Raw genomic sequence first — 26,403 nt, 5'->3', positions numbered from 1 at the left:
CTCTGACTTCAGGCTTTTAGCCTAAATATGGATATTTGTAATCTTTTGGAGAAACAAAAGTTTCTTTGATACTTCTTACGGAAACCCAACGCGTCAAGTTCATTTTAGAACCTGCTTTGTCATTGGTTCCAGAAGCTCTAGAACCACCGAAAGGTTGCTGTCCAACCACCGCACCCGTAGGTTTGTCGTTGATGTAGAAGTTTCCGGAAGCATTTTCCAAAGCTTTGTAAGCCTCGTCGATGGCATATCTGTCTTGTGCGAAAATAGAGCCGGTCAAAGAATATTGCGTCGAAGTGTCAACCAATTTCAAAGTATCTTCCCAGTTTTCATCTTCGTAAACAAAAACGGTAAGGATTGGTCCGAAGATCTCCTCCACGATACTTTCGTAGTAAGGATTGATGGTTTCGATAACGGTTGGATGCACGAACCAGCCTTTTTTGTCATCGTATTTTCCACCAATAACCACTGTTGCGTCGTTTGCCGCTTCAGCTCTGTCGATGTAGCCTTTGCATTTTTCGAAAGAATTTTTGTCGATCACGGCATTCACGAAGTTTGATGGATCTTCTGGAGAACCGATTTTGATGGATTTGATTTGAGATTCCATCACTGCTTTAACTTCATTCCAAAGGGATTTTGGAACATAAGCTCTTGAAGCTGCGGAACATTTTTGACCTTGATATTCGAAAGCACCTCTTACCAAACCAGTTGCGACTGCCTCTATATTCGCAGATGGGTGAACCATCACGAAGTCTTTTCCGCCAGTTTCTCCAACGATTCTCGGATAAGATTTGTAGTTGTGGATATTGTCGCCGATCATTTTCCACATGCCTTGGAAAACCTTTGTAGAACCTGTGAAATGAAGACCTGCAAATTCTGGATGAGCCAAAACTTTTTCAGCAGTTTCTTTTCCGTCTGTGAAGATCATATTGATAACACCGTCTGGAAGTCCGGCTTCTTTCAAAACGTCCATAATGACTTTTGCAGAATAGATCTGTTTGTCAGATGGTTTCCAAACGACCACATTTCCCATCATCGCCATACAAGCTGGCAAGTTTCCTGCGATCGCTGTAAAGTTGAAAGGCGTCACTGCAAAACAGAAACCTTCCAAAGGTCTGTACTCCACGCGATTCCAAATTCCAGCGTCAGAAACTGGTTGCTCAGAATAAAGATCCGTCATAAACTCAACGTTGAAACGCAAGAAATCTATGAATTCGCAAGCTGCATCGATCTCTGCCTGATGAACGTTTTTGGATTGTCCAATCATTGTTGCAGCGTTGATCACATCTCTGTAAGGTCCGGCTAGAAGATCAGCAGCTTTCAAGAAGATGGCTGCCCTGTGTTCCCAACCTAGGGCGTTCCATTTGCTTTTAGCAGCCAATGCGGTTTCTATAGCGCTGTCAACGTGTGACATATCGCCTTCATAGTAGAATCCGAAATCGTGCTGATGATCCTGAGGCGAGCTCAGTTTTATTTTTTTGTCTGTTTTGATATCTTTTCCACCGATCACCATTGGGATTTCGGTTTTTTCTTTCCACATTTTTTTATAAGTAGAAATAAGGCTTTTTACCTCGTCGGAACCTGGTACGTAAGAATTTACGGGTTCGTTTTGTGCAAAAGGCACTTGAGAAATGGCTTTAGACATAAATTTTAATTTTTGATTTTTACAAATTTACAACCTAAAAAATAAATGTTGAAATTTATTTATAATTAATAATACTGCAATATTAATATGAAATTATTATCACTTATATGGTTATGATTGTATTTTGAATTGAGACGAATAAATTTAATTATAATTTAGCAAATTAAAAATAAAACTTAGTATATGTGATTATTCCTTAAAATCTTATTATTTTATAAATTAACATGTAATAATTTTGATGATTAATAATGGGTCTCGTCTAAATGCTAAATTAATAATGTTAAAATTTAAATTGTATTAAAGTATTTTCAAAAATTATAACTATTTTTGAGTAGTTAACCAATTAAAATTTTTAGTTATGATTAAAAAATTACTTCTTGTTTCAACTTTAGCATTTGGGTTTGCAAATGCACAAACAACTTTGTTTGAAGACAATTTTGACTCTTACACCGCTCCTGCAAATGTAGGGAAAGGTACTACGATTCCAACTGGATTTACTTCTTATGATGTAAATTCAGATACATACAATTGGGGATTGTCAAAGGCAGCTGATTGGACACAACCAATGGGAGATTACTATAGCGGTAATTTTTTAATTTCAGCATCTTACATCACCGGAGTTGGTAACAATATTCCGGTAAATGCTGATAACATAATTGTATTACCCCTTATTTCTATCCCAGCAGAAGCAACGGGTGTTAGCTTAAATTATTTGATAGGCTCCGGAACAGACCCTGATTATTTTGCTGAGACATACGATGTTATAGTAACAACAGTAAATTCGCAATCGGCAATAATAGCAGCAACTCCTATTTATACTGAAACACTACCTGAACAAGGAACAGCAAATCATACTATTTCGTTGGATGCTTATATTGGGCAAAATATTTACATTTCTTTTCATCACAGAAATACCTATGATGAATTTGTATTAGTTTTGGATGATGTTTCTGTTAAGACAACTAATACATTATCGGTTTCAGATGTCAACAAAAAATCAGTTTCTATCTATCCAAACCCAACGACAGATTTCCTAACTTTCTCTCAAAAGGTGAATTCAGCACAAGTTTATGATCTTTCCGGTAAGTTGGTTGCATCACCAGCAATTGTTGATTCTAAAATTGATGTTAAAGGATTGCAGAATGGAACTTATGTATTGAAAATAAATACTGAAGCAGGTTCTACATCTCACAAATTCATTAAAAAATAATATTTCTAAAATATAATTTTGAAAGCCTTTCATTGATTTGGAAGGCTTTTTTAGTGCGTAAAAAAATAAATTTATGGCAGAATAAAAAAGAAAATGGCACAAAAATGAAGAATGCTACCACCTAAAACGAAAAGATGCCAGATCGGATGGTAGAATGGTTTTCTATCTTTAGCATAAAAATAAATCCCAAAAGTGTAGCACAATCCGCCAAGAATGATCAATGATAATGCGCCAGTAGAGAGATTCTCAATCATCGGTTTGATAGCGATAATCGACGCCCAACCCATCAAAGCGTAAAGCGAAAGCGAGATCTTCTCGTTGTTTCTGAGCGGCGAGAATTTGAAGATAAATCCGATCAAAGCCATTCCCCAAATCAAACCAAACATACTCCATCCCCAAACACCTTTCAATCCCAATAATGCTACTGGCGTATAAGTTCCGGCAATCAGAACATAGATGCTGAGATGATCTATTCTTTGGCAGATCTTTTTCCATTTCAATCTGTAAACAGCGTGGTAAATTGTTGACGCAGAATAGAGCAGTATCAAACTGATTCCAAAGATCAATGATGACGCAATCGCAATCGTATTCTCGCTGATGACCGAATAGTAAATCATCAAAATCAAAGCAACAACGGACAAAACCACACCTAAACCGTGGGTGATGACATTGTAGAATTCTTCTTGTTTTCGGTTTTTCTTCGGCATAATTTGATTTTTATCAAAGTTAATTATTAAAGTTTTTTTGATGAAAGATGTTTGCAGTTTTAACAAGAATTTAATTGTCGTTGGCATAAAGAACTTACAATTTGTGTCTTGACTCTGAGCTCAAAAATCATTAGTTTTGATAAAAAATCCGAATGAAGACTTTCCTTTTAATTCCATTGCTTGTTTCGCAAACTTTTTTCTCACAATCGGTTTCTGCTGACCTTGATAAATCGGTGAAAGAGATGATGTCGGCGCCAAACGCTTTGGCAGCCAATCTTTCGTTCTACGTTTCAGATGAGAATGGAAATCCGGTTTATGAATTCAATGGCAATAAAGGTCTTTCGACAGCAAGTACGCAGAAGATCTTTACTTCTGTGGCAGCTTTGGAAACTTTAGGGAAAGATTATCAATTCAAGACTACAGCTTCTTATTCAGGCAAAATATCGAACGGAAATTTGGATGGCGATTTCTACATCACTTCAAATGGCGATCCGACCTTGGGAAGTTGGCGCTACGAATCCTACAAACCAGAAAACTTTAAACAAAAATTATTAGAAGCGGTCAAGAAATCGGGCATCAAAAAAATCTCTGGTAATCTAATTATTGATGATTCTTATTTTGATTTCCAAAGTACACCTGGCGGTTGGCCTTGGAACGATTTGGGGAATTATTACGGCGCTGGAACTTTTGGCGTGAATTGGAGAGAGAATCAGTTTGATATCAACATCAATGGCAATCAAATCAAGAACTATTCTTATGATCTGGAAAATGTGAATTGGGTCAATGAATTGAAAACTGGAGGAAGCTCCGACCAAAGTCTCATTTTCACTGCGCCACATTCTGAAACTGCGATGGTCAACGGCATGTTGCCCGCAGGAAAAGTTACAACTGTTTCTGGTGCAACACCCAATCCTCCAATGCAGTTAGCTATTGAAATCAAGAAAACGCTTGAAGAAAATGGGATCTTGGTTTCCGGAAAAGTGTCTACTTATTATAATGAAAAATTAGAAGGAAAATCTGTTGCAAAAGCTCCGACTTCAAATCTAATTTTTGAACACAGATCGCCAACGCTGGATAAAATAGTCTATTGGTTTCTAAGAAAAAGTGTCAATCTCTATGGAGAAACGCTCATCAAAACAATGGCAAAAGAGAAACGCAACAATCCTACTTTTGAAACGGGAATTGACTTTTTGAAAGACTTTTGGAAATCAAAAGGGATCAATGCGAATATGATCAATTTTGCTGACGGAAGTGGACTTTCACCTCAAAATTATGTCTCGGCGAAAGCGCAGGTGCAAGCTTTGTTGTATGCGAAAAAACAAAATTATTTCGATGTTTTCTATGAAGGATTTCCGACGCAAAATGGCATAAAAATGAAAAGTGGCACCATCAAAGACAGCAAATCTTTCGCCGGTTATCAGACTTCTAAAACTGGAAAGAAATATGTATTTTCCATCATCCTTAATAATTATCAGGGTGGAAGTATTAGCAATGCGTTGTTTAAGGTATTGGATAATTTGAAATAAAAGTATAATCTGGAAAACACTGTGATTTTTCAGTCTGAGGCTCTCGAATACAATTAAAATAATGAACAGAATAAATTCTTTCCCACCAATCGTAGATGAAAATTCCAGAATATTAATTCTTGGATCGATGCCTGGTGCCAAGTCTTTGGAAATGAATCAATACTATGCCTTTCCGCAGAATCAGTTTTGGAGAATTATGTTTCATCTTTTTGACGCGGAGTTTTCCAACGATTATGAGACAAGGATCAATCTCATCAAAGCAAATCATATCGGACTTTGGGATGTGATAGAAAGCTGTGAAAGAAAGGGTAGTAGCGACACTGAGATCAAAGCAGAGATTGATAATGACATTCCGCAATTGATTGAAAATCATCCCAACATCAAAACGATATTTTGCAACGGACAAAAATCTTATAAAAATCTGCTGAAAATTCTAGGTAAAAACTTCAAAATTCCAATTGTGGTTTTACCTTCTACAAGTCCACTTCATACGGTGAGTTTTGAGGAGAAATTTCTATCTTGGGAACAAATTAAAACCTGTCTATGAAAAAAAATCTACCATTAGTTTTGATCATAATTTCCACATTCATTTTTGGTCAAAATCCATCTGATAAAATCTTTACTTTTGATCATCTACTACATTATCAAAAAGTTACAGAGAAAGGACAAGAAGATAAAATGATATTTGTTAGTTCGCAAGATTCAGAATATCAGATGGTTGTAACGATGGTTGATGGTAGGTATTTTGGAGATTTGGTTTCACATTCCGATGGAAAATCTTATTTTTTTAATGTTGATAAGAACGAAAGGACACCATCCAATTTTGATTTCACTTACTTTGGAGAAAGCAAATTAGAAAATATTTTCAGTAAGAAGTATACTTGGAAAGACAAGGAATATCATCGTTTTATTAAAATCGATGACAAAAGTTTAGAACTCAAATTCTATAAGGATAAAAAAATGAAAAGAGAGATCTGCACACATTATCTTGAAATTTCAAAAAGTGATTTTCCACTTTTTTCCGCCTATCGAAGTGCTTTTCTATCATTTTTTGAAAGAGATGATTTAAATTTATCTAATCAAGAAAATTTTATGGTTCACAGATCAGAAATAAAATATGGAAAAGGGAATTATAGGATTTTATTGAAAGAATTCAAAACAGTGATTATTTCAATCAAAATCCCTTCTACCTAATCTATTTGTTCCATACTTCCCACGCTTTTTCAGCTTGTTGCTCCAGCATATAAAAACCATTTAAAGTGGTTGCGCCTTTTTCGGCAGATCTTCGCAAGAAAGCTGTTTCTGACGGATTGTAGATCAAATCGATGACGTAATGTTTATCCGTGATCGCATCAAATGGAAAAGGAACTGCGTCTTCAATATTCGGGAAAGTGCCGACTGGAGTGGTTTGTACAATGACCAACGAATCTCTTACCAGATCTTCAGAAAGGTTTTCAAAATTGATCTCCGACTTTCTGGAAACTGTGACGTGTTGGATGTGGTGCTTATCCAAAATGTATCTCACGGCCTTTGCAGCGCCGCCATCTCCAAGGATCAAGGCTTTTTTGTGGTGTTCTTTTTTATTGATGAGAAGCGTTTTCTCAAATCCGAAAGCGTCGGTGTTATATCCGATTTTTTTTCCATTTTGAAAGCTTACGCAATTCACGGCGCCAATCTGTGAAGCTTCGTCACTTAATTCATCAAGGAACGGAATAATGGCCTGTTTGTAAGGGATCGTGACATTCATCCCAACAAGATTTGGATTTTCTGTGACAGATTTTAGGTTTTCTATCTCGGGAATATCAAAAAAGTTATAACTGTAGTCTTTCAAAAATAGTTTTTTGAATTTCTCTTCGAAGTATTTTTTTGAAAATGAGTACGAAATATTCTTGCCTAGTAAACCGAATTCCTGTTTTTCCATAGGTCAAATTTATAAAATATCATTAGAATTTTCATCATTATTTTTTGATTCTTCCATCAGTTGAATTATTTTAAGAACCGATTTCGATGGCGTAATTTTGGCTTTTAAATTCAAAAATATTTTAAAGATGAAACAAGTCATTCTAAATAATGGGACCGACATCCCAGAAATTGGTTTTGGTACCTGGCAAACTACAGAAAGCGTTCAAAAAACTGTAAAGACCGCATTGGAAGCAGGCTACACACATATTGATACGGCGGACATCTACGGAAATGAAGCGGAAATAGGAGAGGCGATAGAACAATCTGGGATTGATAGGAAAAATTTGTACCTAACGACCAAGATATGGAACAGCAATAGAACAGCAGCTGGTGTGAAACACTCTGTAGAACAATCGCTTAGAAAACTTAAGACAGATTATCTCGATCTCCTTTTGATCCATTGGCCTGCTAATGCGAAACAATTTGAAAATTGGAAAGAGATCAATGCGGAAACCTGGAAAGCGATGGAAGAATTGAACAAGTCTGGTGTTGTGAAAACAATTGGTGTGAGCAACTTTATGCTGCCACAATTAAAAGCTTTGTTGGAAACAGCGGAAGTGATTCCTGCAGTCAATCAAATTGAGTTTCATCCAGGATATACGCAAGAAGAAACGGTGAACTACTCCAAAGAAAAGGGAATCGTGATAGAAGCCTGGAGTCCAATTGGTTCCGGAAGACTATTGAAAGATGAGGATTTGAAAGCTATTGCAGATAATTATGGCGTTTCACCAGCCATTCTATGTATTCAGTTTTGTTTGCAATGTGGCACGGTCGTTTTGCCGAAATCTGAAAATCCCGAAAATATCAAAAATAATTTGCATTTCGAAAGATTCAAAATTTCAGAGACCGATATGAAAGCACTGAAAACCTTGGAAGAAACAGGTTTCTCTGGTTTGAATCCAGAAACTGTTGATTTTTAAAGTCAATAATACAATAAAGTAAAGCAGTTCGATAGTAATATCAGACTGCTTTTTTTTGTCTTTAAATTATCCAGCTTTTTCTGAATAATATCTAATTTTTTCTACAATTTCACCCAGGTCAAAAGGTTTTGGGATGAAATCTATTGCACCACTTTCTATTGCTGTGTCGCCCAATCCTCGGCTTGCAGACATAATGACCACAGGAATGTTCTTAAAATCCTGGTGTGCTTTTATCATTTTGCAGATGTCACGGCCATCTTCGCCAGAAAGCCACATGTCCATTAGGATAACATCGGGTTTCGAAGAAGTTGAAAGTGCATTGAACATTTCCGAACCTCTTTCGTAATTGTCCACTTCATAACCTTCCATATTTAGCATCAATTTTACTGAATCCAAAATGGCTGGGCTATCATCTACAACATATATTTTTTTGACATTTTCTTAGTTTTGTAATAATTTAGTTAGGTTTGTTCATTTTCGGAATCTCAAAACAAAAATCAGACCCTTTCCCTTCAACTGAATTTACAAAAATCCTGCCACCAGTTCTCTTGATGATCTCAGATGAGATATAAAGTCCAAGTCCGAGTCCCGGAAAGGTGTGCTCCTTGCTTCCGCTGACCCTGTAATATTGTTCGAAAACTCTATCTTTTTTATTTTCTGGAATACCGATTCCAAAATCCTTAACGGAAAAAAGAATGGTATTGTTGTTTGTTAATTTGCTTGTTATAAGTATTTTATCAGAGTCAGGAGAATATTTTACAGCGTTACTGATCAGATTGCTGATGACCTGAGAAATGCGGTGCCTGTCACTGTAAACGGTTCCAACAGAGTTGTCAGATTCTACCTCGATCTTGTGTCTGGTACTCATCTGTTGCTCTTCCACAACTTCGGTCACAAGTTCCTCAAAATCGAAATCAGAATTGTTTAGAAGGATCTTTCCATTTTGGATTTTCGTGACATCCAAAAGGTCGTTGATGAGATTATTGAGTTTGTTGATCTGCTCATCCATTTTCAAAGCGACCACGGCATTGTTATCGTCTTCTCTTTTTCTGAGATTTTTTTCCAGAAATTGAGAGTAGAGTTTAAGGCTTGTCAGCGGCGTTTTTAGCTCGTGGCTGGCAATGCCGAGAAAATTGTCTTTCTGCTGCTGAAATTGTTTGAACTCGTCGATATCAGTGCAAGTTCCAATCCATTGCACGACTTCGCCATCCTGATCTTTGATTGGAATCGCTCTGCCAAGGAACCATCGGTACCCATTTTCCTTGGTTCTGTCCTTGAACTGGTACTCGATCTCATAACCTCTTTTGTTTTCTTTACTGATCTTCCAAAGTTCTGTAGCCTTTGGAATATCATCAGGATGAAGGATTTTCTGAGTTGCATTTTCTCGGGTATCGATACCGGTAAAACCAGTATAATCGTACCATTTTCTGTTGTAATAATCTATATTTCCATCTTTGTCAGCCGTCCAGATGATGATTGGGAGGCTGTCTGCAAGATTCCTGTATTTGTCTTCGTTTTCCTGTAATTTTCTTTTCGTCAAGACAACATCTGTGACATCTACGGCAACATTGGCAATGGCGTAAACTTCTCCATTGTGATTTTTGAGTGGTTGATAAGAAAAATTGTAATAGAAAGTCTGTAATTTCCCATCCACCACGAGATCAGCGCGGTCTTCATTCGCGGCGTAGGTCTCTCCAGATTCATACACCTTCTTTAAAAGTCCTAGAAAAGATTGTCCCACCAATTCTGGAATTCCCTGTTCTATTCTTTTTCCAATGATTGATTTGTCTTTTCCCCAGGTTTTAAGCATCTTGTCATTCGCCATATCGATGATGAAGTCTTCGCCTTTGTAAATAGCGATAGCGAAATCTGATTCTTTGATGAGATTGGAAAATTTGTATTCAGTTTCAGCAACTTTTCTTTCCGCCAGAACTTGATCGGTAGTTTCTGTTGCGACCACGCTTACACCGATGATCTCCGATTCATCATCATTATAAATCGGTGCATAAATAAAGTCGAAATAGCATTCCGTGGTTTCTCCATTTCGTACAATATAGGCGAGATGTTTATAGCCTTTGTACGGTGTCCCCGTTTTTTTGACGTCTGTTAAAATATCGATAAACGGTTGGTCCTTGATCTCTGGCAAAGCATCTATCAATCTTTTACCAATGATCTCTGGCTGTTTTCCCCAGAGTTCCAAAATTTGAGGATTGGCTACCTGGATTACGAAATCGTCTCCCATCAGCATTGATAAAGCAATGGGAGCCTGCGTTAATAAAAGAACAAGAGAATCTTGGGAAATATTACTCTTTAAAAAGTTTTTCATCGATTCAAAAACTAATTGTTTTTAAGTTTGTTAAGCTTGCTGTTTTTATAACCATAAAGGAAATAAAACACCAATCCGATAACAAGCCAAATGCCAAACCACTTCCAGTTGGAAACGGCCATTCCGGTAAGAAGATAGCAGCAAGAAACCAGTCCTAGCAATGGAATCAAAGACAGATTTTTGACGAAGGCAAGCACGGACATCACAATGCAAAGGATGAAAAACACGACCATCGAAATATTGGTTGCAAAGTGCTCCTCGGAAAATCTAAATGTATCCGAGAAAAATGTAGGAAATAAATATTGGATTAACCCTGCAGAAACGATGATTAAAGCAGGAAATATGAATTTTGAATTGATATAAGGAATTCTGAATTTTCCTTTTGTCGCGCGTTCTGCCAATTCGGCTTCACTCTGTGGCGATAGCATCAGAACACCGCCGCAGACCAAGACAAAAGCGAATAAAGTCCCAATACTCGTGAAATCCAAAACCAAATTTTCATTTGTAAAAAATATCGGCAGTCCAACGACAAGTCCAGTAACAATGGTTGCAAACCCAGGCGTTTTGAATTTCGGATGGATCTCTGCGAATTTTTTAGGCATCAATCCATCTCTTGCCATTGTCATCCAAATTCTAGGTTGCCCTAATTGGAAAACTAGCATTACACTGGTCATCGCCACTACAGCCGCAATCGAAACAATGAAAAGCATCCATTTTACACCTTTCAAAGCGAAAATCTCAGCCAGGGGATCACTTACTCCGAGTAATTGGTAAGAAACCATTCCAGTTAAAACCAAAGCCAAAATGATGTAGACAATGGTGCAAATGACCAAAGAATAAATCATCCCTTTTGGCAGATCGCGTTGTGGATTTTTGCTTTCTTCAGCCAAAGTTGATACGGCATCAAAACCAATATAGGCAAAGAAAACAGCAGAAACGCCTCCCATCACGCCACCAAAACCATTCGGCATAAATGGTGTCCAATTTTCAATATCAACATAAAAAGCTCCCACAACTATTACCAATGCAATGATTGCTAATTTGATGTAAACCATTGCGTTGCTGAAGTTTCTGGATTCTTTTGCGCCTCTATAAACCAAGTACGTGATCAAAACATTGATGATAACGGCAGGTAGATCGAAGATGATTCTCACATTTCCAATCACTGGTGCATTTTTCCAGGCAGCAAGACCTTCAGTGCCTTTGTTCATTGTAAAAGCTTCTTTGGCAGACAGATAATTAATGGTCAACCATTCGGGAAGATGAATGTGAAAAGTTTCGAGCAAATTGGTAAAATAACCACTCCAGGAAAAGGCGATATAAATATTTCCGATGGAATATTCCATGATCAATGCCCAACCGATGATCCACGCAAAAATTTCCCCGAAAGAAACGTAAGCATAAGTGTAAGCACTTCCAGAAACGGGAACGCGCGATGCAAATTCTGCATAGCACATTGCGGTAAATCCACAAGCAATGGCGCAAATGATATACAAAATGACAACGCCAGGACCACCGGAAAAACACGCATTACCAATGGCACTAAATGTTCCGCCACCAATAATCGCCGCAATCCCGAAGAATGTCAAATCCTTAACAGTAAGAACTTTATTGAGTGCAGAATGTTCGCCATCGCCGCCTTGGTTTAGAATCGCATTAGTAGATTTTCTTCTGAAAAGTGAGTTTATCAAAGCTTGAGATTTTTATGAAAGAAACAAATGTAATGAAAAATGATGATTTCGTTAAAAAATTGTTAAACGAAAATCAATATTTAGAAGGAATAGTTAGGCAGCAATGGCATTATTAGAAATAATATTACTAAAAAAATACTCCTTTTGGTGTATTGCCAAATCTGTTTCTATTGGAGAAATTTGTTTAAATAAAAACTCGGAACTATGAAAACTAAAATTATTCTTTTCGGATTATCATTTCTTTCTACTTTTCATTTTGGACAAGTGCAAACAGTTGTTGTCCACAATAATTATTCAAATTTATCTTCTTTGCAAATGCTTGATAATGGAAACCTTATTTATGATGCAAAAGACTCCAAAAGTAGCACTCAGGTTTTCAGCTCCAATTATTTGACAGGAGAGACGAAACAGCTTACTGATCCATGCACCACTATGAGCAATTACAATTTCTTTGCTCCTTTCACAAGTTCGGCTCAGCCAGATGGCGTTTTTTCCGACGGAGCTAATTTCTATGGAATTGTTAATACTTATAATAACTGTGGTAATTCTTCGGGTTTTGACAAGAAGGTTTTCAAAACCGATGGCAATACTTTGACGTACACAACCAATACGCAGGTTGCACTTGGTATCACGGAGTATGGAGGTCTCAGTCATCCCTTAAAAACAACTGATGGAAATCCGCTTCTGATTGGAAGATCTGAGCAACTTTTTAAAATCAATAAGTCTGACCTATCTTTTGACTTACTTTATTCTGCCAGCAATTCTATTTCTAATGTCGACCTTATTTTCGTAGGCTCGGCGAATGGCATTAAGATGTTTTATAGTAACAATAACTACAACATCTACCGTTTCAACGAGACAGAAAAAACCATGGTGAATCTAGTGAATATGAAAACCTTCTACCAGAGTGCATATCCAAGCTCACCTAATTCATTATTCAAACCAACAATCTATAAGAATAACACAGTCACCAACTACGTCGAGAATGTGGGCGTTCTGAATGGCTATCTTTATTTCTGGGTGAGTGGCAATGTTACAGGCGTTGGCAATGTAAATGTTCTCTGGAAAACCAATGGAACTGTCGAAGGTACCACTGAGGTCAAGAGATTTGCCAAGAACAATCAGCCGGTTCATCAGGAAGCGGTCTCTTTTACTAATTTTAATGGTGAGTTATATTTTAGATTCAACGACGAGATTGGAAATACGGCAGGTCTTTGGAAAACCAATGGAACAGAAGCAGGAACGGTCCTTGTGAAAAAACTTAGTAACACGACGACTGCCTCATTTGTTAATTTTATGAGTAACATCGTCCCTTTCAAATCCCAATTATTCTTTTTGGCCAAAGGTGATAATTCCAATTATCAGGTGTGGAAATCCGATGGGACAACAACTGGAACTTTGCAGGCTTTCAAAGTGATCGATATGGATTTTGCCAATTCTAATTCACTCAAAGAATTCAAGGTTTTTGTGGAAGGAGACAAATTATATTTTTATGGTTCACTTTATAGAGGCAAAGAGATTATTTGCTCAGACGGAACAGCTGAGAATACATATTCTTTGGGAAGAAATGGAGCAAGTCCGTCCAGTGTACTCAATAACTCCCTTATGTTTGCCAAGAACCATATTTTTTTGTCAACCACATTTTCTGACAAAACTTACTTGTCAAAATTAAATCTAAGTACCGCCAAATCTTACATTCTTCAAAACGTGACCTACAGCAATGGCCAATTAACAATCAAAGCTGATGATCTGTCAAAAGTGGTTAGGATTTTTTTCTATAATATAAATTCCAATGTTCTAGCACTACCAAGTGGAACGCATGCTGTTGTGGACAATAGTACGATCACTTACACACTATCTCAACAGGAAATCAATTATTTTAAAGACAAACCTTTCAAAGTTGCAGTAGAAACTGAAAGTGGTACATATTTGCAAAAATCATCCGAAAACATCGCTTTGACAGTAGAAGATTTAAAATCGATAAAACCAGTAGTTTATCAAACCGAACAACAGATAATCATTGAGACTAACAATCTTAAAAATGAACAAATTGTCAAAATGTTCGATGTAAGTGGTAAGCTCGTTTTTAATGATATATTCGGCAAAACAGATAAAATCACTATTCCAAAATCCAGATTTTCGAAAGGTGTTTATATTTTGACACTCAATGATATTTCCATGAAAATCATCATCCATTAACTTTGATCTTGAGAATCAACAAAGCTGTTCTTTTGAGCAGCTTTTTTTATAATATATTCCCAATTAATGCCCTTTAAATAATATCTTTTCGCTATTTTCGTTGAAAAGGAATAAACTTTGTTGAAGCCGTTCTTCGACAAACTCAGAATGACATTAATTTTGAAAATCTATATGAATTCAAAAAAAATAATAATCGCTTCGATGTTATCCCTTTATGGGATTTCCGAGGCGCAACAATCTCAATATTTTACAAAGAACGAAGATTATCATTTCGGTTTGGCAGATAATCTCTACCAGACCAAGATCTACAACGCTTCGCAATACGAATATTCCAAACAATATTTCTACAACAAGAATCTCAGCAATTCCAGAAAGGAAGCTTCGGCATTTTTCAGCAATGTGATCGGCGTGATCCTGCAGCAACAATATGCGGAAGAGGGCTTGAACGCTTTTATGAAAGAATATCCAAATTCGGCATACTTTGCACAGGCCAATGGACCTTTGGCGGATTATTATCTGGCGAAAAAAGATTTTGAGAAAGCGTTGGAAACTTTGCAGAAGGTCAATCAATACCAATTGAGCAAGGAGGAAAACACGCAACATATTATGAAGTTGGGTTACGCCAAGTTTATGACCGGCGATTCTGCTGGTGCAATCGAGGCTTTGGAAGAATCTTTCAAATCGGCGGACGAGACCAGCAAACCTGCAATTTCTTATATGCTCGGACATTTGTATTACGCTGACAAACAGAATGATAATGCCTTTATCTATTTTGACCAGATTAAAAATAATGAGGAATATGCGCATCTCGTGAAGCCTTATTATGTTCAGATGTACTACAATCAGAAGAATTATGACCTTGCAATTTCGGAAGGGAATGAGCTTCTTAATAATGGAAAATCAACAAGTTACGATACGGAAATCCATAAGATAGTTGGTGAAAGTTATTTTATGAAAGGCGATTACCAATCGGCTTATCCGCATCTGAAATTATTTTTGGATAAGGAACAAACGCCTTCAGAATCTGACCTTTATGAGATGGGATTTGTGTCCGCTCAACTGAAGAAAAATGATGAAGCGGTTGGCTATTACAACCAATTGATCAACAGCAATTCTCCGTTGGCGCAGAACGCTTACTACCAATTGGGAAATGCGTATTTGGAAACGGGGAAAAAGCAGGAAGCTTTGTCGGCGTATCGTAATTCTTCACAAATGAATTATGACCCGAAAGTTCAGCAATTGGCTTTGGAACAATACGCGAAATTGAGTTACGAACTGGGAAATCCGTTTGAGAATTCATCGAAAGTCATTCAGAGATACATTGATAAATATCCGAAGAGTACCAAGATTCAGGAAATGAGATCGCTTCTGGTTAAATCTTATCTGTATTCCGGAGATTACAAAGCGACTTTAGAAGCACTCGGAAAGCTCGACCAGAAAACGAACGAGACCAAGAAAATAGAGCAGGAGGTTTCCTATCTTTTGGGTTCTGAGGAATTCAACAAAGGGAATTTTGATGTGGCTGAAAAATATTTCAAACAAAGTCTTCAATCTAATTTAAACAAAGAATTTTACAAGAAAGCGCAATATTGGTTGGGTCAGACTTACTATCAAAAAGGAGATTACAAATCAGCGATCGCGACTTACACAAAACTCGAGAACGAAACAGCAGAGGGTTTCCCAGAGCGTGAGCAATTGGATTACGATTTAGGTTATGCTTATTTCAAGGCTAAGGATTTTGCGTCGGCGCAGGAATATTTTAAGGAATATTTGAGATTCCCGAAACAAGAATTCAAGGCGGATGCAGAATTGCGTTTGGCGGATACTTTTTATGCTAACAATCAGTTGAATGAAGCTTTAGAGATTTATAACAAAACCGAAAACGCGAGCGATTACACATTATATCAAAAATCTTTAGCTCTCGGTTTTAAAGGTGATACGGTTGCGAAAATTACGGAGCTGAAAACCTTGATCTCAAAGTATCCAAATTCAGAATATGTGGATGATGCGAACTACGAAATCGGAACGGCCTATGCGCAGAATGATGATTTCAATAATTCAAATTCATACTTTGATAAAGTTATCAAATCAAGTCCGGACAAAGACTTAGTTGCAAATTCCCAGATCTACCGGGCTCAGAATTACATCGACCAAGACCAAACGGACAAAGCGATTGCTGAGTTCCAGCTTTTGGCCAATCAATATAAAAATACAGCGTTTGCAGAGAAAATCGTTTTGGCTTCCAAACCTGCCTTCGTGAAAAAAGGCGACGTTGCCGGTTACGAACAATTTGCTAAAACTTTGAATGTGAAAGTTGACACTTCAGAGATCAATGAGATTAATTTCAATCTGGCGCAGGAAAGTTTTGCTAAGAAAGATTATGCGAAAGCCGTTTCTTACTACGAGAAATATCTGGAGCAAAGTCCGAGTGGTGATAATCTCTTCAAATCTCAATATGAATTGGGCGAAAGTTATTATCAGTTAAAACAAATTGACAAAGCGATGTTGCCGTTGCAAAATGTTGCCGATTTCCAGAATGATTATCAGCAAGATGCGCAAGTTCGATTGGCTCAAATCTATATTTCGCAAGACAAAATTGTGGATGCGAAAAAATATCTGGAACAAGTTGCCAACTCCCCGAATGTCAATATCAAAAACTTTGCTTCGATTGAATTAATGAAAATCTACGCGGACGAAAAGAACTTTGCCGAAGCGGAGAAATTCGCCAATGCCGTGATTTCGAATTCTAAAAATTCTGCAGCCACATTGGAACAGGCGAAAGTCATCAAAGCAAGAAGTCTGATGCAACAATCGAAAGATAAAGAGGCGCAAACAGCTTACACAGCTCTAGAAAAATCCTCTAATACAGAAGTTGCGGCGGAAGCTCTTTATGCAAAAGCCTTCTATCAAAACAAAGGAAAAGCCTTCAAATCATCCAACGAAACGATTTTCAAATTGGCAAATAATTACGCTTCGGAAGAATATTGGGGCGCAAAAGCTTTGGTCATTATGGCAAAGAATTATTTGGCTTTGAAGGACAATTACCAAGCGAGTTACACTTTGGACGAGATCATCAATAATTACGGTGATTTCCCGGAAGTTGTGGCGGAAGCGAAGGAAGTGAAAGCGCAGATCAAGAAGTAAAGATAAAGGTTACAAATTTTTAAATCAATTTTTACCCCGACCCTAAAGGGAGAATTGCTTTAAAAATTTCATCAAAATTACTCCCTTTAGGGTTGGGGAAATAATTTTGATGAAATTTTAAAAAATAGAAAAATAAATGAACAAACTGAAATATATCGCCGTTCTGGCATTTTTAGGAACTTTCGGAATTTCGGAAATCGGAGCTCAGATCAAAGAAGAGCAACTGATCCTGAACAGAAAACGTGAACCTGAAGTTAAGAAGATCGAGAAGAAAAAAACGTCTGTGATCCAGGAAAAAAATTATCCGCCGGAAAACAAAAAGAAGGAAGACTCTCTCAATCTGAAATACGATATTGTGAATGTTCCGCCGGTTTCTGACTTCAAAACGACCGAGATCCAAAGCGAAGATATCTCTCCAAAATTCAACAATGATTTTCAGTCCAACTATTTCAGATTGGGTTACGGGAATTATGGAAAGTTCCTGGCAGATGCGAATATTTCTGGAAAAGTTCAGGACAATGTGGAAGTAGGAGCGGACGTTCATTATTTGTCAACGACTGGACTGAAGAAAGATTACGATTGGGATTCCAAAAGCAGTCAGGCAAAAATTGGCGCTTATGCGAACATCTACGCGGAAAAAGGCAAGTACAATCTGGACGCGAATTATGGTTTTAATAATTACAATTATTACGGAATTTACGCGTTTTCGCCAACAAATTCTGATCTGGATCTACAGCAAAAAGTCAATAAGTTCAGTGTGAATGCTTCGTACGACCATTATTCCAATGAGATTTTGAATAATGTAAAAGTGAGATCGTATTTCCTTAGTGATCATTTCAATGCGAAAGAAAGTTATGCTGATGTTGAACTGAATTTGTCAAAACACGATTTTGAAATTAGCAATGACATCACGGCAAACGCAGATCTGGGAATCGATTTGGTAACCGTTAATTCAAAATTCGAATTGCTGAATCAAAATAATTCCAACCAACTGAATTTCACTCTGTCTCCAAAAGTCACTTTCTACAAAGGCGAATCTTATTTGTTGATCGGGTCGGATTTTAGTTTTCTTAATTCAAAATTATCCGATTTTACGGGAGAAAATAAAGGAAGCAAATTCTATTGGTTCCCAAGAGCGGAAGTTTTGGTTGCGGCCGCAGATGAATTCAAGTTCTATGGAGGAATCGATGGCGGTTTGAAGCTGAATACTTATGGAAATCTGTTGGAGGACAATCCATTTTTGATCTCCGACTTGCTTTTGACACCAACTGAAAATAAATACCATTTCTATTTCGGTTTGAAAGGTGACATCAACCAAATGTTCAAATACGATGTGAACGCAGGATTCAGCAAAGTGAATAACGCGCAGTTTTTTGTCAGCAACCCATTATTGTATTTGCCCAATCCGAATCCACTGGGTGTAGATCTGAATCTCGGTAGAGATGGATACGATTTTGCCAATACATTCCGTTCGGTTTATGATAACGGGACATTGATGGAAATCAAAGGTGATTTGCAGGCATTTCCAATGGAAAATCTGACTGTTGATGCAGGTTTGCATTTTATGAAATATAAGTTGGACAACCTGGAAGAAGTTTATTACAAGCCTTTGGTACAATTCAATCTCGGCGCAAAATACACAATGCTCGAAAAGAAATTAGCTTTAGGTTTCAAAGGATATTTTGTAACGGACAGGACTGCAAACTCGTATTCTATTGGGACGACTTTTCCTGCATTTTCGCAGCAAGAGAATATAAATGAGAAAGTTGGCGGCTACGCAGATTTAAATTTGTCTGCAGAGTACAAACTTCACAAAAATTTCAGTATTTTCGCACTCGGAAATAATCTTCTAGGCGCCAAATATCAGAATTACTTGGGCTACAAAGTTTTGGGAGCACAGGTTGTAGGAGGTGTGAAGATTACGTTCTAAAAATAATTGATAGATGATAATAGATAAATAATCATTCATCACTTGTCGATTATCATTTATAAAAAACGGCTTCGTAGTTCAACTGGATAGAATATCGGATTTCGGCTCCGAGGGTTGGGGGTTCGAATCCCTTCGAGGTCACTTGGCGGGAAAAATCACTTTTAGGAGTGATTTTTCCTTTTTTTTTCCTTTGTAATTGATTGTTAATAAGCAAGATAGAAGATAGAGCAGAATTGATCTGGGGTGTTCGAAAAGTTGTTTCGTAAAATTCGAGTTTTTCGGCAAAAATCGAACACATTACCGTTTTTTTAGTCTCAGAATCCCCTGTAGTATAGAGTTGCGAGAGATTCGGTAATACTTTTAGCACTTGATCAAGTTTTGTTCTAATATCGGTATTTTTACCAGTCAGCTTTTGATTCTGTAGTTCCATTTCTAATGCATCAATTTTCTTTTTACTTTCATTTTTTATCAATTGATAATCTTCAAAATCCAATTTGTCTTCTAAATATTTTTCTCTGGCACTATTTAGACGATTGTTTAAGTTGATAATTTTTGAAGAGATTTCTTTTCTCTTCACGTCAAGACCTTGATGAATATTTTTAAAATTGATTAAAAGTATTTCCTTAATAAGTTGACTAAATCCAATATGACACTCATATTTTTTTAACTCTTTTATAAATGCGTCATTAACCATTTCAGAGCCATATCTGTATCCACATCTGGATTTGCAGTGATAATAATAGTAGACATTCTTTTTACCTTTCGATCCGCTACCGCTAATATGACCTCCGCATTTTGGACATTTTAAAAAACCTCTTAATGGAAAATGATTATGAGCAATTATTTTTCCTTGTGGTCTTTCTTCCCAAGTTTTTCCACTTATTACTTTCTGTACTTTATTAAACAGTGATTCCGAAATCAAACTTTCATGGGTAGCCTCAACAAGACAGGCTTCTTCGTCTTTATAAGCTTTAATAAATATTTTACCACAGTACATAGGATTTTTGATTGCCCGGTAGAATGATGTACTGCTAATGTTTGCACCCTCCATAGCATTCATCTTCAGCCTTATTTGATTGATGGCGTATTTGCCTTTAGCAATCTCATTAAATGCCCAGAGCATATTTGAAGCTTCCGGCTCTTTAAGACCAACATATTTTCTACCATCTTCGGTGCACTTATTAACATAACCATACGATGCTGTTCCCATGAGCCTGCCTTCTTTCTGAGCTCTTCTCATTCCATAAAAAGTATTCAAGGCTCTGCGATCATTTTCAACTTCCGGAGCTGCCAAATAGATTGCCAGCATCATCTTATTTTCAGGAATAGACATATCAAGAGGCTGCTCAATTGCTTGAGGGGAAATGTTGTTACCTAGCAGCAATTTAATCATCTGATAAGCGTCACCAGCGTTTCTGCTAAAGCGATCCCACTTTGTAAATAGAACTAAATTGGATTTTAGACTTCTTTTTTTAATATGATTGATATATTTTGTCCACTCCGGTCTATTAAAGTTTTTTGCAGAGTGGTCTTCAAAGATCACCTGACCGATCGTGATCTGGTTTTGATTACAATATCTTTCTAATCTTTCATGCTGATCCCTCTGTGAATAACCTTTGTCAGCTTGTTCATCTGTAGAAACTCTAATATATAAATCTGCTATTAGCATAGTGGTAGGTTTGATGTTAACATTGTGGCTATCAGGCTAATGTAGTAAAATTTATTTTAAAATATAGTTTTTAATTATAAGATCTGCCAACTGATGTGCAAAATCCATTATACTCCTGACTTCGTCATCTGTTGGATTTAACCCAGATTCCGTGAGAATCTTTTTAGATCTTTCGAAAGAAACTTTTTTTAAAGTATTCTGCGAAAAGTCTATAATTCTATCCTGCGATTCATTTTTCCGATCGCTTTTTTGTGAAGAAATCTTTTTCATAAGCACTCATCATATTTAATTTCTTGTCGTTGATTTAAATTAAATTATGATTGGCAATTATGAGGGAAGTAAGTTCGACGTATGTTCGTATTATTTGTCTTTTAATGTCTTTTTATTTTGAATCAATTGCTGCACCAATGTTCATAAAAGCAAAAATTCTGTCGGTTATTTTAGTGAAAAATAATAGTTAACTATGTACATTTTTTTAAAACTAAATCATTTTTTTATGTAACATAAGCCATTTTATTAAGAGTACATTTGAGGAAGAACTAAACTTTATGTTTAAAACTTTTCTTTCATCGTCATCTATAAAATCTTCCATCTCTGAAGTGGGAGATATAGGTCATCAACATCATTCAATTAAAAAATTTGAATGATCAATGGTCAGTTCAATTTCCTCAAATATCTTTAAATTTGTTATAAATTTTTAATAATGGACAGTCTTCTTTTTTCCTCTGAATTCAGTTCTTCTCCTGATTTAAAGGATAAACTTTACCAGAATGGTATACTGAAAACCTATCACGAAGGCGATATCATTCTGGATGAAAATGCTTCTATACGTTCGATTCCGATTGTGATGAAAGGATTGTTAAAAGTCATCAGGACGGAAGAAGACGGCAGAGAGATTTTACTCTATTATATCAAAGCTGGTGAAAGCTGCATTATGTCGTTTTTGGGAGGTATGCACAATGAGAAAAGCATTGTAAAAGCCGAAGTGGAAGAGGATTCCGAAATCCTTTTTTTACCAATAGATAAGGTCACACTATTCATCAAAGAATATCCTGAATGGCTGGATTATATTTTCAGGCTTTATCACAAACGTTTTGAAGAATTGCTCGATATTATCAATGCGATCGCCTTCAAAAAAGTAGATGAAAGACTACTCAATCTGCTCCATAAAAAATATGAAATTTCCCGATCTAAAACCATTATCATTACCCACGAACAGCTTGCCAATGAGCTAGGAACGGCTAGAGTAGTGGTGTCAAGACTTCTGAAACAGCTGGAGGATTCCGGAAAATTGATGTTAGGAAGAAACAAAATTATCCTTTCAGATTCTATTTAAATTCCCTTTTGTAACAAAAGTAGCGGTGCAGCTTCAGAGATATTTCCATTTTTGCCTTATAAAGTTAAAGAATGGAAATTTACGGTTATATCGCATCGGTTTTTATAGGAGTTTCTTTAGGGTTAATAGGTGGTGGTGGAAGTATTCTTACCTTACCTGTCCTTGTTTATCTCTTTGGTGTAGATGCTTTTCTGGCAACAGAATATTCGCTTTTCATTGTCGGTGTAAGCAGTATGGTTGGCTCGGCTTCTTATTTCAAAAAAGGATTGGTCAATTTTAAAACGGCTTTTGTCTTTGGTCTTCCCTCCATCGTTTCTATTTTTCTGACCCGTAAATACCTTTTGCCATTGATTCCTGATGATATTTTCAGTCTTGGAAACCTCATAGTCACCAAGAATCTATTTCTGCTGTTGATTTTTGCAGGCCTAATGATCATTGCCTCTTATAAAATGATTCAAAAACAAGTTGAAATTACAACTGAAATCAATCATTCAGAAAACCACAAAACGCTTTTGGCCGCAGGAGAAGGTTCAATAGTCGGAGTTTTCACCGGTTTAGTTGGCGCAGGCGGCGGATTCATGATCATTCCGGCACTGGTCAACCTTCTGAAAATACCTATGAAAGTTGCGATAGGAACTTCTTTAGTGATCATTTCTTTTAATTCTCTGATCGGATTTTTTTCAACATTCAATGCAATGAAAATTCAATGGAATTTATTGGGAACCATCTCTGCCATTGCGATTGGAGGAATTCTCATCGGTACCCAATTATCAAAGAAGATTGACGGTAAAAAACTAAAGCCTGCTTTCGGATGGTTCATTTTGGTAGTGGGGATTTACATCATCATCAAAGAACTTTTCCTTTAAAAATTCTTGTGTAACAAAAGTAGCTGTACAACAAAATTCAAACCCGGAAATTTATATCAAATTAAAATTTAAAAACAATATTAAAATGCAAATAGAACAGATCTATACAGGATGTCTCGCTCAGGGAGCTTATTACATTGTTTCAAACGGTGAAGCAGTGATCATTGATCCTTTAAGAGAAACCCAGCCATACATCGACAGATTGGAAAAAGACAATGTAAAACTCAAATACATTTTTGAAACGCATTTTCACGCAGATTTTGTGAGTGGCCACGTTGATCTGAGTAAGAAGACAAATGCACCAATCATATACGGACCAACTGCAAAGCCCGAGTTTGAAGCCATCATTGCTGAGGACGGGCAGATCTTTGAAATCGGGAAAATCAAAATCAAAGTTCTGCATACTCCGGGACACACAATGGAAAGCTCTTCTTTTTTATTAATTGATGAAAACGGAGAGGAAAAAGCACTTTTCAGTGGAGACACTTTGTTTCTTGGCGATGTAGGTCGCCCGGATCTGGCTCAGAAAGCGGCGAATATGACCCAGGAAGAATTGGCAGGACTTCTTTACGAAAGTTTATACAAAAAAATTCTGCCTTTGGACGATGAAATCATCGTTTATCCTGCGCACGGAGCGGGTTCTGCCTGCGGAAAAAATATGCAGAAAGAAACCGTTGATACGTTGGGTAATCAAAAGAAAACCAATTATGCGCTCAATCAAAAAGACAAAGAAAGCTTTATAAAAGCTGTTACAGACGGACTTCTTCCACCGCCTGCCTATTTTGGGATGAATGTAGCGATGAATAAAAAAGGCTACGACAGTTTTGATGAGGTTTTGTCTAAAGGTCTCCACGCTCTCTCTCCTGAAGAATTTGAGGAAATGGCAGAACATTCAGGAGCTTTGATTCTGGATGTAAGGAATAATGAAGATTTTGCAAAAGGTTTTGTTCCCCAATCAATTAATATTGGATTAGACGGAGATTTTGCACCTTGGGTCGGCGCTTTGATCGTAGATGTGAAGCAACCGATTCTTCTCATTACCAATGATAATGAAGAGCAGGAAACGGTCACAAGATTGAGCAGGGTAGGTTTTGATAATGTTATAGGTTTTCTGAAAGGTGGTTTTGCAGCCTGGAAAAACAGCGGAAAAGAAATTGACAAAGTTCATCGAATTTCTGCTACAGATTTTGAAAAGGAAATTGAAAATAAAGAGGTGAAAATTATTGATGTACGAAAAGAAAGTGAGTACGAAGCAGAACACGTCGATGAAGCCTATAACAAACCATTGGCTTACATCAATGAGTGGGTTAACCATCTTGAACCGACCGAACATTTTTATCTTCACTGTGCAGGCGGGTACCGAAGTATGATGGCGGCAAGTATCCTTCAGGCAAGAGGTTACAGAAATTTTACCGAAATTGAAGGTGGATTTAAAGCCATCGCACAAACTGATGTTCCCAAAAGCGATTTTGTATGTCAAAGTAAAGTTTTGAAGTAATTTTGAATTAAATAAGTAAATTAATGTTAGATATTATAAAAGAACCCTGGCCGTGGTATATTGCAGGTCCGCTAATTGGTCTTACTGTTCCGGCTTTGCTGATTTTAGGCAATAAATCTTTCGGAATCAGTTCATCATTGCGACATATTTGCGCAGCCTGTATTCCGGCAAACGTGAGTTTTTTCAAATACGACTGGAAAAAAGAATCCTGGAATTTGTTTTTTGTACTAGGAATTTTCTTCGGAGGAATGATCGCTGCTCATTTGCTGATGATTCCCGGAGAAATTACAGTCAATCCAAACCTTAAAGCAGAATTGGCAACCTATGGGATCACAGATTATAGCAATCTTGTCCCGACACAACTGATGAATTTTGAAAGTTTATTGACGTTAAAAGGATTCATTCTGATGGTTGTCGGTGGATTTTTGGTTGGCTTCGGAACGCGATATGCAGGAGGCTGCACCAGCGGACACGCGATAATGGGGCTTTCCAATCTGCAATGGCCGTCTTTAGTAGCAACGATTTGCTTTATGGTCGGCGGTTTTTTAATGGCCAATGTCATTCTTCCAATTATTTTATCTCTATAATATTATCAACTATGAAAAAAGAAACAGATATACGTCACCAGGACACCATTTGTACCAACGAAAGCCATCTTCAACACAAATGGTACCACGATTTGAAATATTTAATAGTTGGTGTTTTATTCGGGATCGTGTTTGTAAAAGCTGAGATCATCAGCTGGTTCAGAATCCAGGAAATGTTCCGTTTGCAGTCATTTCATATGTACGGCGTGATTGGAAGCGCAGTTGTGACTGGGATGATTTCCGTTTGGATCATCAAAAAATTCAAAATGAAAACCATTTATGGAGTAAAAATCTCCATCGCTCCTAAAACTTTTAACAAAGGACAAATTTACGGAGGTTTGATCTTCGGGTTTGGCTGGGCAATTACAGGAGCTTGTCCCGGACCTTTATTCGCACAGATTGGAACAGGAGCTTTTGCGGTTATTATTACGTTGGTGAGTGCTGTTCTCGGAACTTGGGTCTATGGATATTTTAGAAATAATCTGCCCCATTGATTATGAGACCGTCACTCCAAAATAGTGTCCTACGACTGCAGTGATTCCCATGGCGACAGTTCCCCAGAAACATATCCTTAAAACAGCCACTCCTATTTTGGAACCTCCGGTCTTTGCAGAGATTGCTCCCAACACCATCAGAAAAACAATAGAAAATCCATACTGGAAATACACCATTTCTTTGATAGGTGCTAACATTGAAACTGCAAAAGGTAATAAAGCGCCCAAGGCAAATGAACCAAACGAAGCAAAAGCAGCCTGGAAAGGTTTGGCCTGAGTGATCTCATTTATTCCCAGCTCATCGTGTGCGTGAGCAGCCAAAGCATCGTGCTCTGAAAGTTCCGTTGCTACCCGTAAGGCAGTGTCTTTGCTGACGCCTCGTCTTTCATAGATCTTTGCCAATTCCTTCAGTTCAACTTCCGGCATTTCTTCGAGTTCTCTCTTTTCACGAAGCAGATCAGCCTTTTCAGTATCCTCCTGTGAACTGACCGAAACATATTCTCCGGCAGCCATAGACATAGCCCCGGCGATCATTCCTGCCAGTGCTGCAAGTACGATAGTGTGACGGTCCGGCTGTGCTGCAGCAACGCCGATCACGATACTTGTAGTGGACAACAATCCGTCATTGGCACCTAAAACCGAGGCACGGAGCCAACCCATTCTGTTGACATAATGTTTTTCTAATAGATGATGCAT

21 protein-coding genes, 1 tRNA gene and 1 pseudogene are annotated in these 26,403 nt (G+C 37.3%); 14 read left to right on the top strand and 9 right to left on the bottom strand.

Going from position 1 to position 26,403, the window contains the following annotated elements; translation table 11 throughout:
* Nucleotides 1-16 precede the first annotated feature (16 nt).
* Entirely contained in the window at nt 17-1,642 is a 1,626-nt protein-coding gene (pruA, locus tag BMW39_RS16285) for an L-glutamate gamma-semialdehyde dehydrogenase (protein WP_034978494.1), read from the bottom strand.
* Between the two features lie 358 nt (nt 1,643-2,000).
* Between pruA and BMW39_RS16280 the strand changes: the two genes are divergently transcribed.
* The gene (locus BMW39_RS16280) at nt 2,001-2,852 is read left to right on the top strand and encodes a T9SS-dependent choice-of-anchor J family protein (RefSeq protein WP_051880043.1); all 852 of its coding nucleotides are present in this window, start codon (nt 2,001-2,003) and stop codon (nt 2,850-2,852) included.
* A gap of 71 nt (nt 2,853-2,923) precedes the next feature.
* Here the strand turns inward: BMW39_RS16280 and trhA are convergent, their stop codons facing one another.
* On the bottom strand, nt 2,924-3,559 hold the full coding sequence (gene trhA / locus BMW39_RS16275) for a PAQR family membrane homeostasis protein TrhA (protein WP_034978665.1): 636 nt from the start codon (nt 3,557-3,559) through the stop codon (nt 2,924-2,926).
* Between the two features lie 152 nt (nt 3,560-3,711).
* Between trhA and dacB the strand changes: the two genes are divergently transcribed.
* The 3 genes from dacB (at nt 3,712) to BMW39_RS16260 (ending at nt 6,279) form a co-directional block, all read left to right on the top strand.
* Nucleotides 3,712-5,085 carry a D-alanyl-D-alanine carboxypeptidase/D-alanyl-D-alanine endopeptidase gene (gene dacB / locus BMW39_RS16270; RefSeq protein WP_034978497.1) on the top strand — a complete coding sequence of 458 codons (1,374 nt, stop codon included), beginning with the start codon at nt 3,712-3,714 and terminating at the stop codon, nt 5,083-5,085.
* Nucleotides 5,086-5,146: 61 nt separating this feature from the next.
* Nucleotides 5,147-5,632 carry a DNA-deoxyinosine glycosylase gene (locus tag BMW39_RS16265; protein ID WP_034978500.1) on the top strand — a complete coding sequence of 162 codons (486 nt, stop codon included), beginning with the start codon at nt 5,147-5,149 and terminating at the stop codon, nt 5,630-5,632.
* A complete protein-coding gene (locus tag BMW39_RS16260; protein ID WP_034978502.1) occupies nt 5,629-6,279 on the top strand; it encodes a hypothetical protein in 651 nt (216 codons plus the stop codon). The genes BMW39_RS16265 and BMW39_RS16260 overlap by 4 nt, the downstream gene beginning before the upstream one ends.
* A gap of 1 nt (nt 6,280) precedes the next feature.
* On the opposite strand, the gene BMW39_RS16255 is transcribed toward BMW39_RS16260, so the two are convergent.
* The gene (locus BMW39_RS16255) at nt 6,281-7,006 is read right to left on the bottom strand and encodes a shikimate dehydrogenase family protein (protein WP_034978505.1); all 726 of its coding nucleotides are present in this window, start codon (nt 7,004-7,006) and stop codon (nt 6,281-6,283) included.
* 127 nt (nt 7,007-7,133) lie between these two features.
* On the opposite strand from BMW39_RS16255, the gene BMW39_RS16250 reads away from it, so the two are divergent.
* Complete coding sequence (locus BMW39_RS16250) at nt 7,134-7,967, top strand: aldo/keto reductase (RefSeq protein ID WP_034978667.1); 834 nt, start codon at nt 7,134-7,136, stop codon at nt 7,965-7,967.
* A 66-nt stretch (nt 7,968-8,033) separates the two neighbouring features.
* Here the strand turns inward: BMW39_RS16250 and BMW39_RS16245 are convergent, their stop codons facing one another.
* From BMW39_RS16245 to BMW39_RS16235, 3 genes are read right to left on the bottom strand one after another with little or no spacing between them, the layout of a single operon-like run.
* Nucleotides 8,034-8,393: a response regulator transcription factor gene (locus tag BMW39_RS16245; protein ID WP_034978508.1), complete on the bottom strand. Its 360-nt coding sequence runs from the start codon at nt 8,391-8,393 to the stop codon at nt 8,034-8,036.
* Between the two features lie 31 nt (nt 8,394-8,424).
* Nucleotides 8,425-10,293 (bottom strand): PAS domain-containing sensor histidine kinase, encoded by a 1,869-nt coding sequence (locus BMW39_RS16240; protein WP_034978511.1) that lies wholly within the window; start codon nt 10,291-10,293, stop codon nt 8,425-8,427.
* Between the two features lie 11 nt (nt 10,294-10,304).
* On the bottom strand, nt 10,305-11,981 hold the full coding sequence (locus BMW39_RS16235) for an amino acid permease (protein WP_034978670.1): 1,677 nt from the start codon (nt 11,979-11,981) through the stop codon (nt 10,305-10,307).
* A 207-nt stretch (nt 11,982-12,188) separates the two neighbouring features.
* Between BMW39_RS16235 and BMW39_RS16230 the strand changes: the two genes are divergently transcribed.
* From BMW39_RS16230 to BMW39_RS16215, 4 genes are all read left to right on the top strand, one after another.
* Nucleotides 12,189-14,183 carry a T9SS type A sorting domain-containing protein gene (locus BMW39_RS16230; RefSeq protein ID WP_034978514.1) on the top strand — a complete coding sequence of 665 codons (1,995 nt, stop codon included), beginning with the start codon at nt 12,189-12,191 and terminating at the stop codon, nt 14,181-14,183.
* Between the two features lie 171 nt (nt 14,184-14,354).
* Nucleotides 14,355-17,327 (top strand): tetratricopeptide repeat protein, encoded by a 2,973-nt coding sequence (locus tag BMW39_RS16225; RefSeq protein ID WP_034978672.1) that lies wholly within the window; start codon nt 14,355-14,357, stop codon nt 17,325-17,327.
* A 136-nt stretch (nt 17,328-17,463) separates the two neighbouring features.
* Nucleotides 17,464-19,257, top strand: a complete 1,794-nt coding sequence (locus tag BMW39_RS16220) for a TonB-dependent receptor (protein WP_034978517.1) — start codon at nt 17,464-17,466, stop codon at nt 19,255-19,257.
* A gap of 67 nt (nt 19,258-19,324) precedes the next feature.
* A tRNA-Arg gene (locus tag BMW39_RS16215) sits at nt 19,325-19,398 on the top strand.
* A gap of 580 nt (nt 19,399-19,978) precedes the next feature.
* Here the strand turns inward: BMW39_RS16215 and BMW39_RS19550 are convergent.
* Both BMW39_RS19550 and BMW39_RS16205 read right to left on the bottom strand, forming a co-directional pair.
* A pseudogene (locus BMW39_RS19550) lies at nt 19,979-20,926 on the bottom strand (recombinase family protein); the annotation flags it as partial.
* A 51-nt stretch (nt 20,927-20,977) separates the two neighbouring features.
* Nucleotides 20,978-21,196 (bottom strand): hypothetical protein, encoded by a 219-nt coding sequence (locus tag BMW39_RS16205; RefSeq protein ID WP_034978520.1) that lies wholly within the window; start codon nt 21,194-21,196, stop codon nt 20,978-20,980.
* Nucleotides 21,197-21,629: 433 nt separating this feature from the next.
* On the opposite strand from BMW39_RS16205, the gene BMW39_RS16200 reads away from it, so the two are divergent.
* The 5 genes from BMW39_RS16200 to BMW39_RS16180 all read left to right on the top strand — a co-directional run bounded on the left by BMW39_RS16200 (nt 21,630) and on the right by BMW39_RS16180 (nt 25,707).
* Nucleotides 21,630-22,262, top strand: coding sequence for a Crp/Fnr family transcriptional regulator (locus BMW39_RS16200; RefSeq protein WP_034978522.1), 633 nt, complete (start codon nt 21,630-21,632; stop codon nt 22,260-22,262).
* Nucleotides 22,263-22,333: 71 nt separating this feature from the next.
* Nucleotides 22,334-23,128 carry a sulfite exporter TauE/SafE family protein gene (locus tag BMW39_RS16195; RefSeq protein WP_034978525.1) on the top strand — a complete coding sequence of 265 codons (795 nt, stop codon included), beginning with the start codon at nt 22,334-22,336 and terminating at the stop codon, nt 23,126-23,128.
* An 85-nt stretch (nt 23,129-23,213) separates the two neighbouring features.
* Entirely contained in the window at nt 23,214-24,626 is a 1,413-nt protein-coding gene (locus BMW39_RS16190; RefSeq protein ID WP_034978527.1) for an MBL fold metallo-hydrolase, read from the top strand.
* 23 nt (nt 24,627-24,649) lie between these two features.
* Nucleotides 24,650-25,213, top strand: coding sequence for a YeeE/YedE family protein (locus BMW39_RS16185; RefSeq protein ID WP_034978529.1), 564 nt, complete (start codon nt 24,650-24,652; stop codon nt 25,211-25,213).
* A gap of 11 nt (nt 25,214-25,224) precedes the next feature.
* Nucleotides 25,225-25,707 carry a DUF6691 family protein gene (locus BMW39_RS16180; protein WP_034978531.1) on the top strand — a complete coding sequence of 161 codons (483 nt, stop codon included), beginning with the start codon at nt 25,225-25,227 and terminating at the stop codon, nt 25,705-25,707.
* On the opposite strand, the gene BMW39_RS16175 is transcribed toward BMW39_RS16180, so the two are convergent.
* Nucleotides 25,708-26,403, bottom strand: a complete 696-nt coding sequence (locus BMW39_RS16175; RefSeq protein WP_034978533.1) for a VIT1/CCC1 transporter family protein — start codon at nt 26,401-26,403, stop codon at nt 25,708-25,710. It lies immediately after the preceding gene.

It is taken from the genome of Epilithonimonas lactis, from assembly GCF_900110605.1.
In the GTDB taxonomy this organism is placed as follows: Bacteria; Bacteroidota; Bacteroidia; order Flavobacteriales; family Weeksellaceae; genus Epilithonimonas; species Epilithonimonas lactis.
This window is presented reverse-complemented; position numbering and strand designations above follow the sequence as displayed.

What these genes read in the sequence shown, in the direction of transcription:
- BMW39_RS16185 (WP_034978529.1), top strand. Translation starts at nt 24,650, where the DNA reads ATGTTAGATATTATAAAAGAACCCTGGCCGTGGTATATTGCAGGTCCG.
- BMW39_RS16205 (WP_034978520.1), bottom strand. Translation starts at nt 21,196, where the DNA reads ATGAAAAAGATTTCTTCACAAAAAAGCGATCGGAAAAATGAATCGCAG.
- BMW39_RS16265 (WP_034978500.1), top strand. Translation starts at nt 5,147, where the DNA reads ATGAACAGAATAAATTCTTTCCCACCAATCGTAGATGAAAATTCCAGA.
- BMW39_RS16190 (WP_034978527.1), top strand. Translation starts at nt 23,214, where the DNA reads ATGCAAATAGAACAGATCTATACAGGATGTCTCGCTCAGGGAGCTTAT.
- BMW39_RS16195 (WP_034978525.1), top strand. Translation starts at nt 22,334, where the DNA reads ATGGAAATTTACGGTTATATCGCATCGGTTTTTATAGGAGTTTCTTTA.
- BMW39_RS16175 (WP_034978533.1), bottom strand. Translation starts at nt 26,403, where the DNA reads ATGCATCATCTATTAGAAAAACATTATGTCAACAGAATGGGTTGGCTC.
- BMW39_RS16255 (WP_034978505.1), bottom strand. Translation starts at nt 7,006, where the DNA reads ATGGAAAAACAGGAATTCGGTTTACTAGGCAAGAATATTTCGTACTCA.
- BMW39_RS16240 (WP_034978511.1), bottom strand. Translation starts at nt 10,293, where the DNA reads ATGAAAAACTTTTTAAAGAGTAATATTTCCCAAGATTCTCTTGTTCTT.
- dacB (WP_034978497.1), top strand. Translation starts at nt 3,712, where the DNA reads ATGAAGACTTTCCTTTTAATTCCATTGCTTGTTTCGCAAACTTTTTTC.
- BMW39_RS16250 (WP_034978667.1), top strand. Translation starts at nt 7,134, where the DNA reads ATGAAACAAGTCATTCTAAATAATGGGACCGACATCCCAGAAATTGGT.
- BMW39_RS16280 (WP_051880043.1), top strand. Translation starts at nt 2,001, where the DNA reads ATGATTAAAAAATTACTTCTTGTTTCAACTTTAGCATTTGGGTTTGCA.
- BMW39_RS16260 (WP_034978502.1), top strand. Translation starts at nt 5,629, where the DNA reads ATGAAAAAAAATCTACCATTAGTTTTGATCATAATTTCCACATTCATT.
- BMW39_RS16180 (WP_034978531.1), top strand. Translation starts at nt 25,225, where the DNA reads ATGAAAAAAGAAACAGATATACGTCACCAGGACACCATTTGTACCAAC.
- BMW39_RS16200 (WP_034978522.1), top strand. Translation starts at nt 21,630, where the DNA reads ATGGACAGTCTTCTTTTTTCCTCTGAATTCAGTTCTTCTCCTGATTTA.
- pruA (WP_034978494.1), bottom strand. Translation starts at nt 1,642, where the DNA reads ATGTCTAAAGCCATTTCTCAAGTGCCTTTTGCACAAAACGAACCCGTA.
- BMW39_RS16225 (WP_034978672.1), top strand. Translation starts at nt 14,355, where the DNA reads ATGAATTCAAAAAAAATAATAATCGCTTCGATGTTATCCCTTTATGGG.
- trhA (WP_034978665.1), bottom strand. Translation starts at nt 3,559, where the DNA reads ATGCCGAAGAAAAACCGAAAACAAGAAGAATTCTACAATGTCATCACC.
- BMW39_RS16220 (WP_034978517.1), top strand. Translation starts at nt 17,464, where the DNA reads ATGAACAAACTGAAATATATCGCCGTTCTGGCATTTTTAGGAACTTTC.
- BMW39_RS16230 (WP_034978514.1), top strand. Translation starts at nt 12,189, where the DNA reads ATGAAAACTAAAATTATTCTTTTCGGATTATCATTTCTTTCTACTTTT.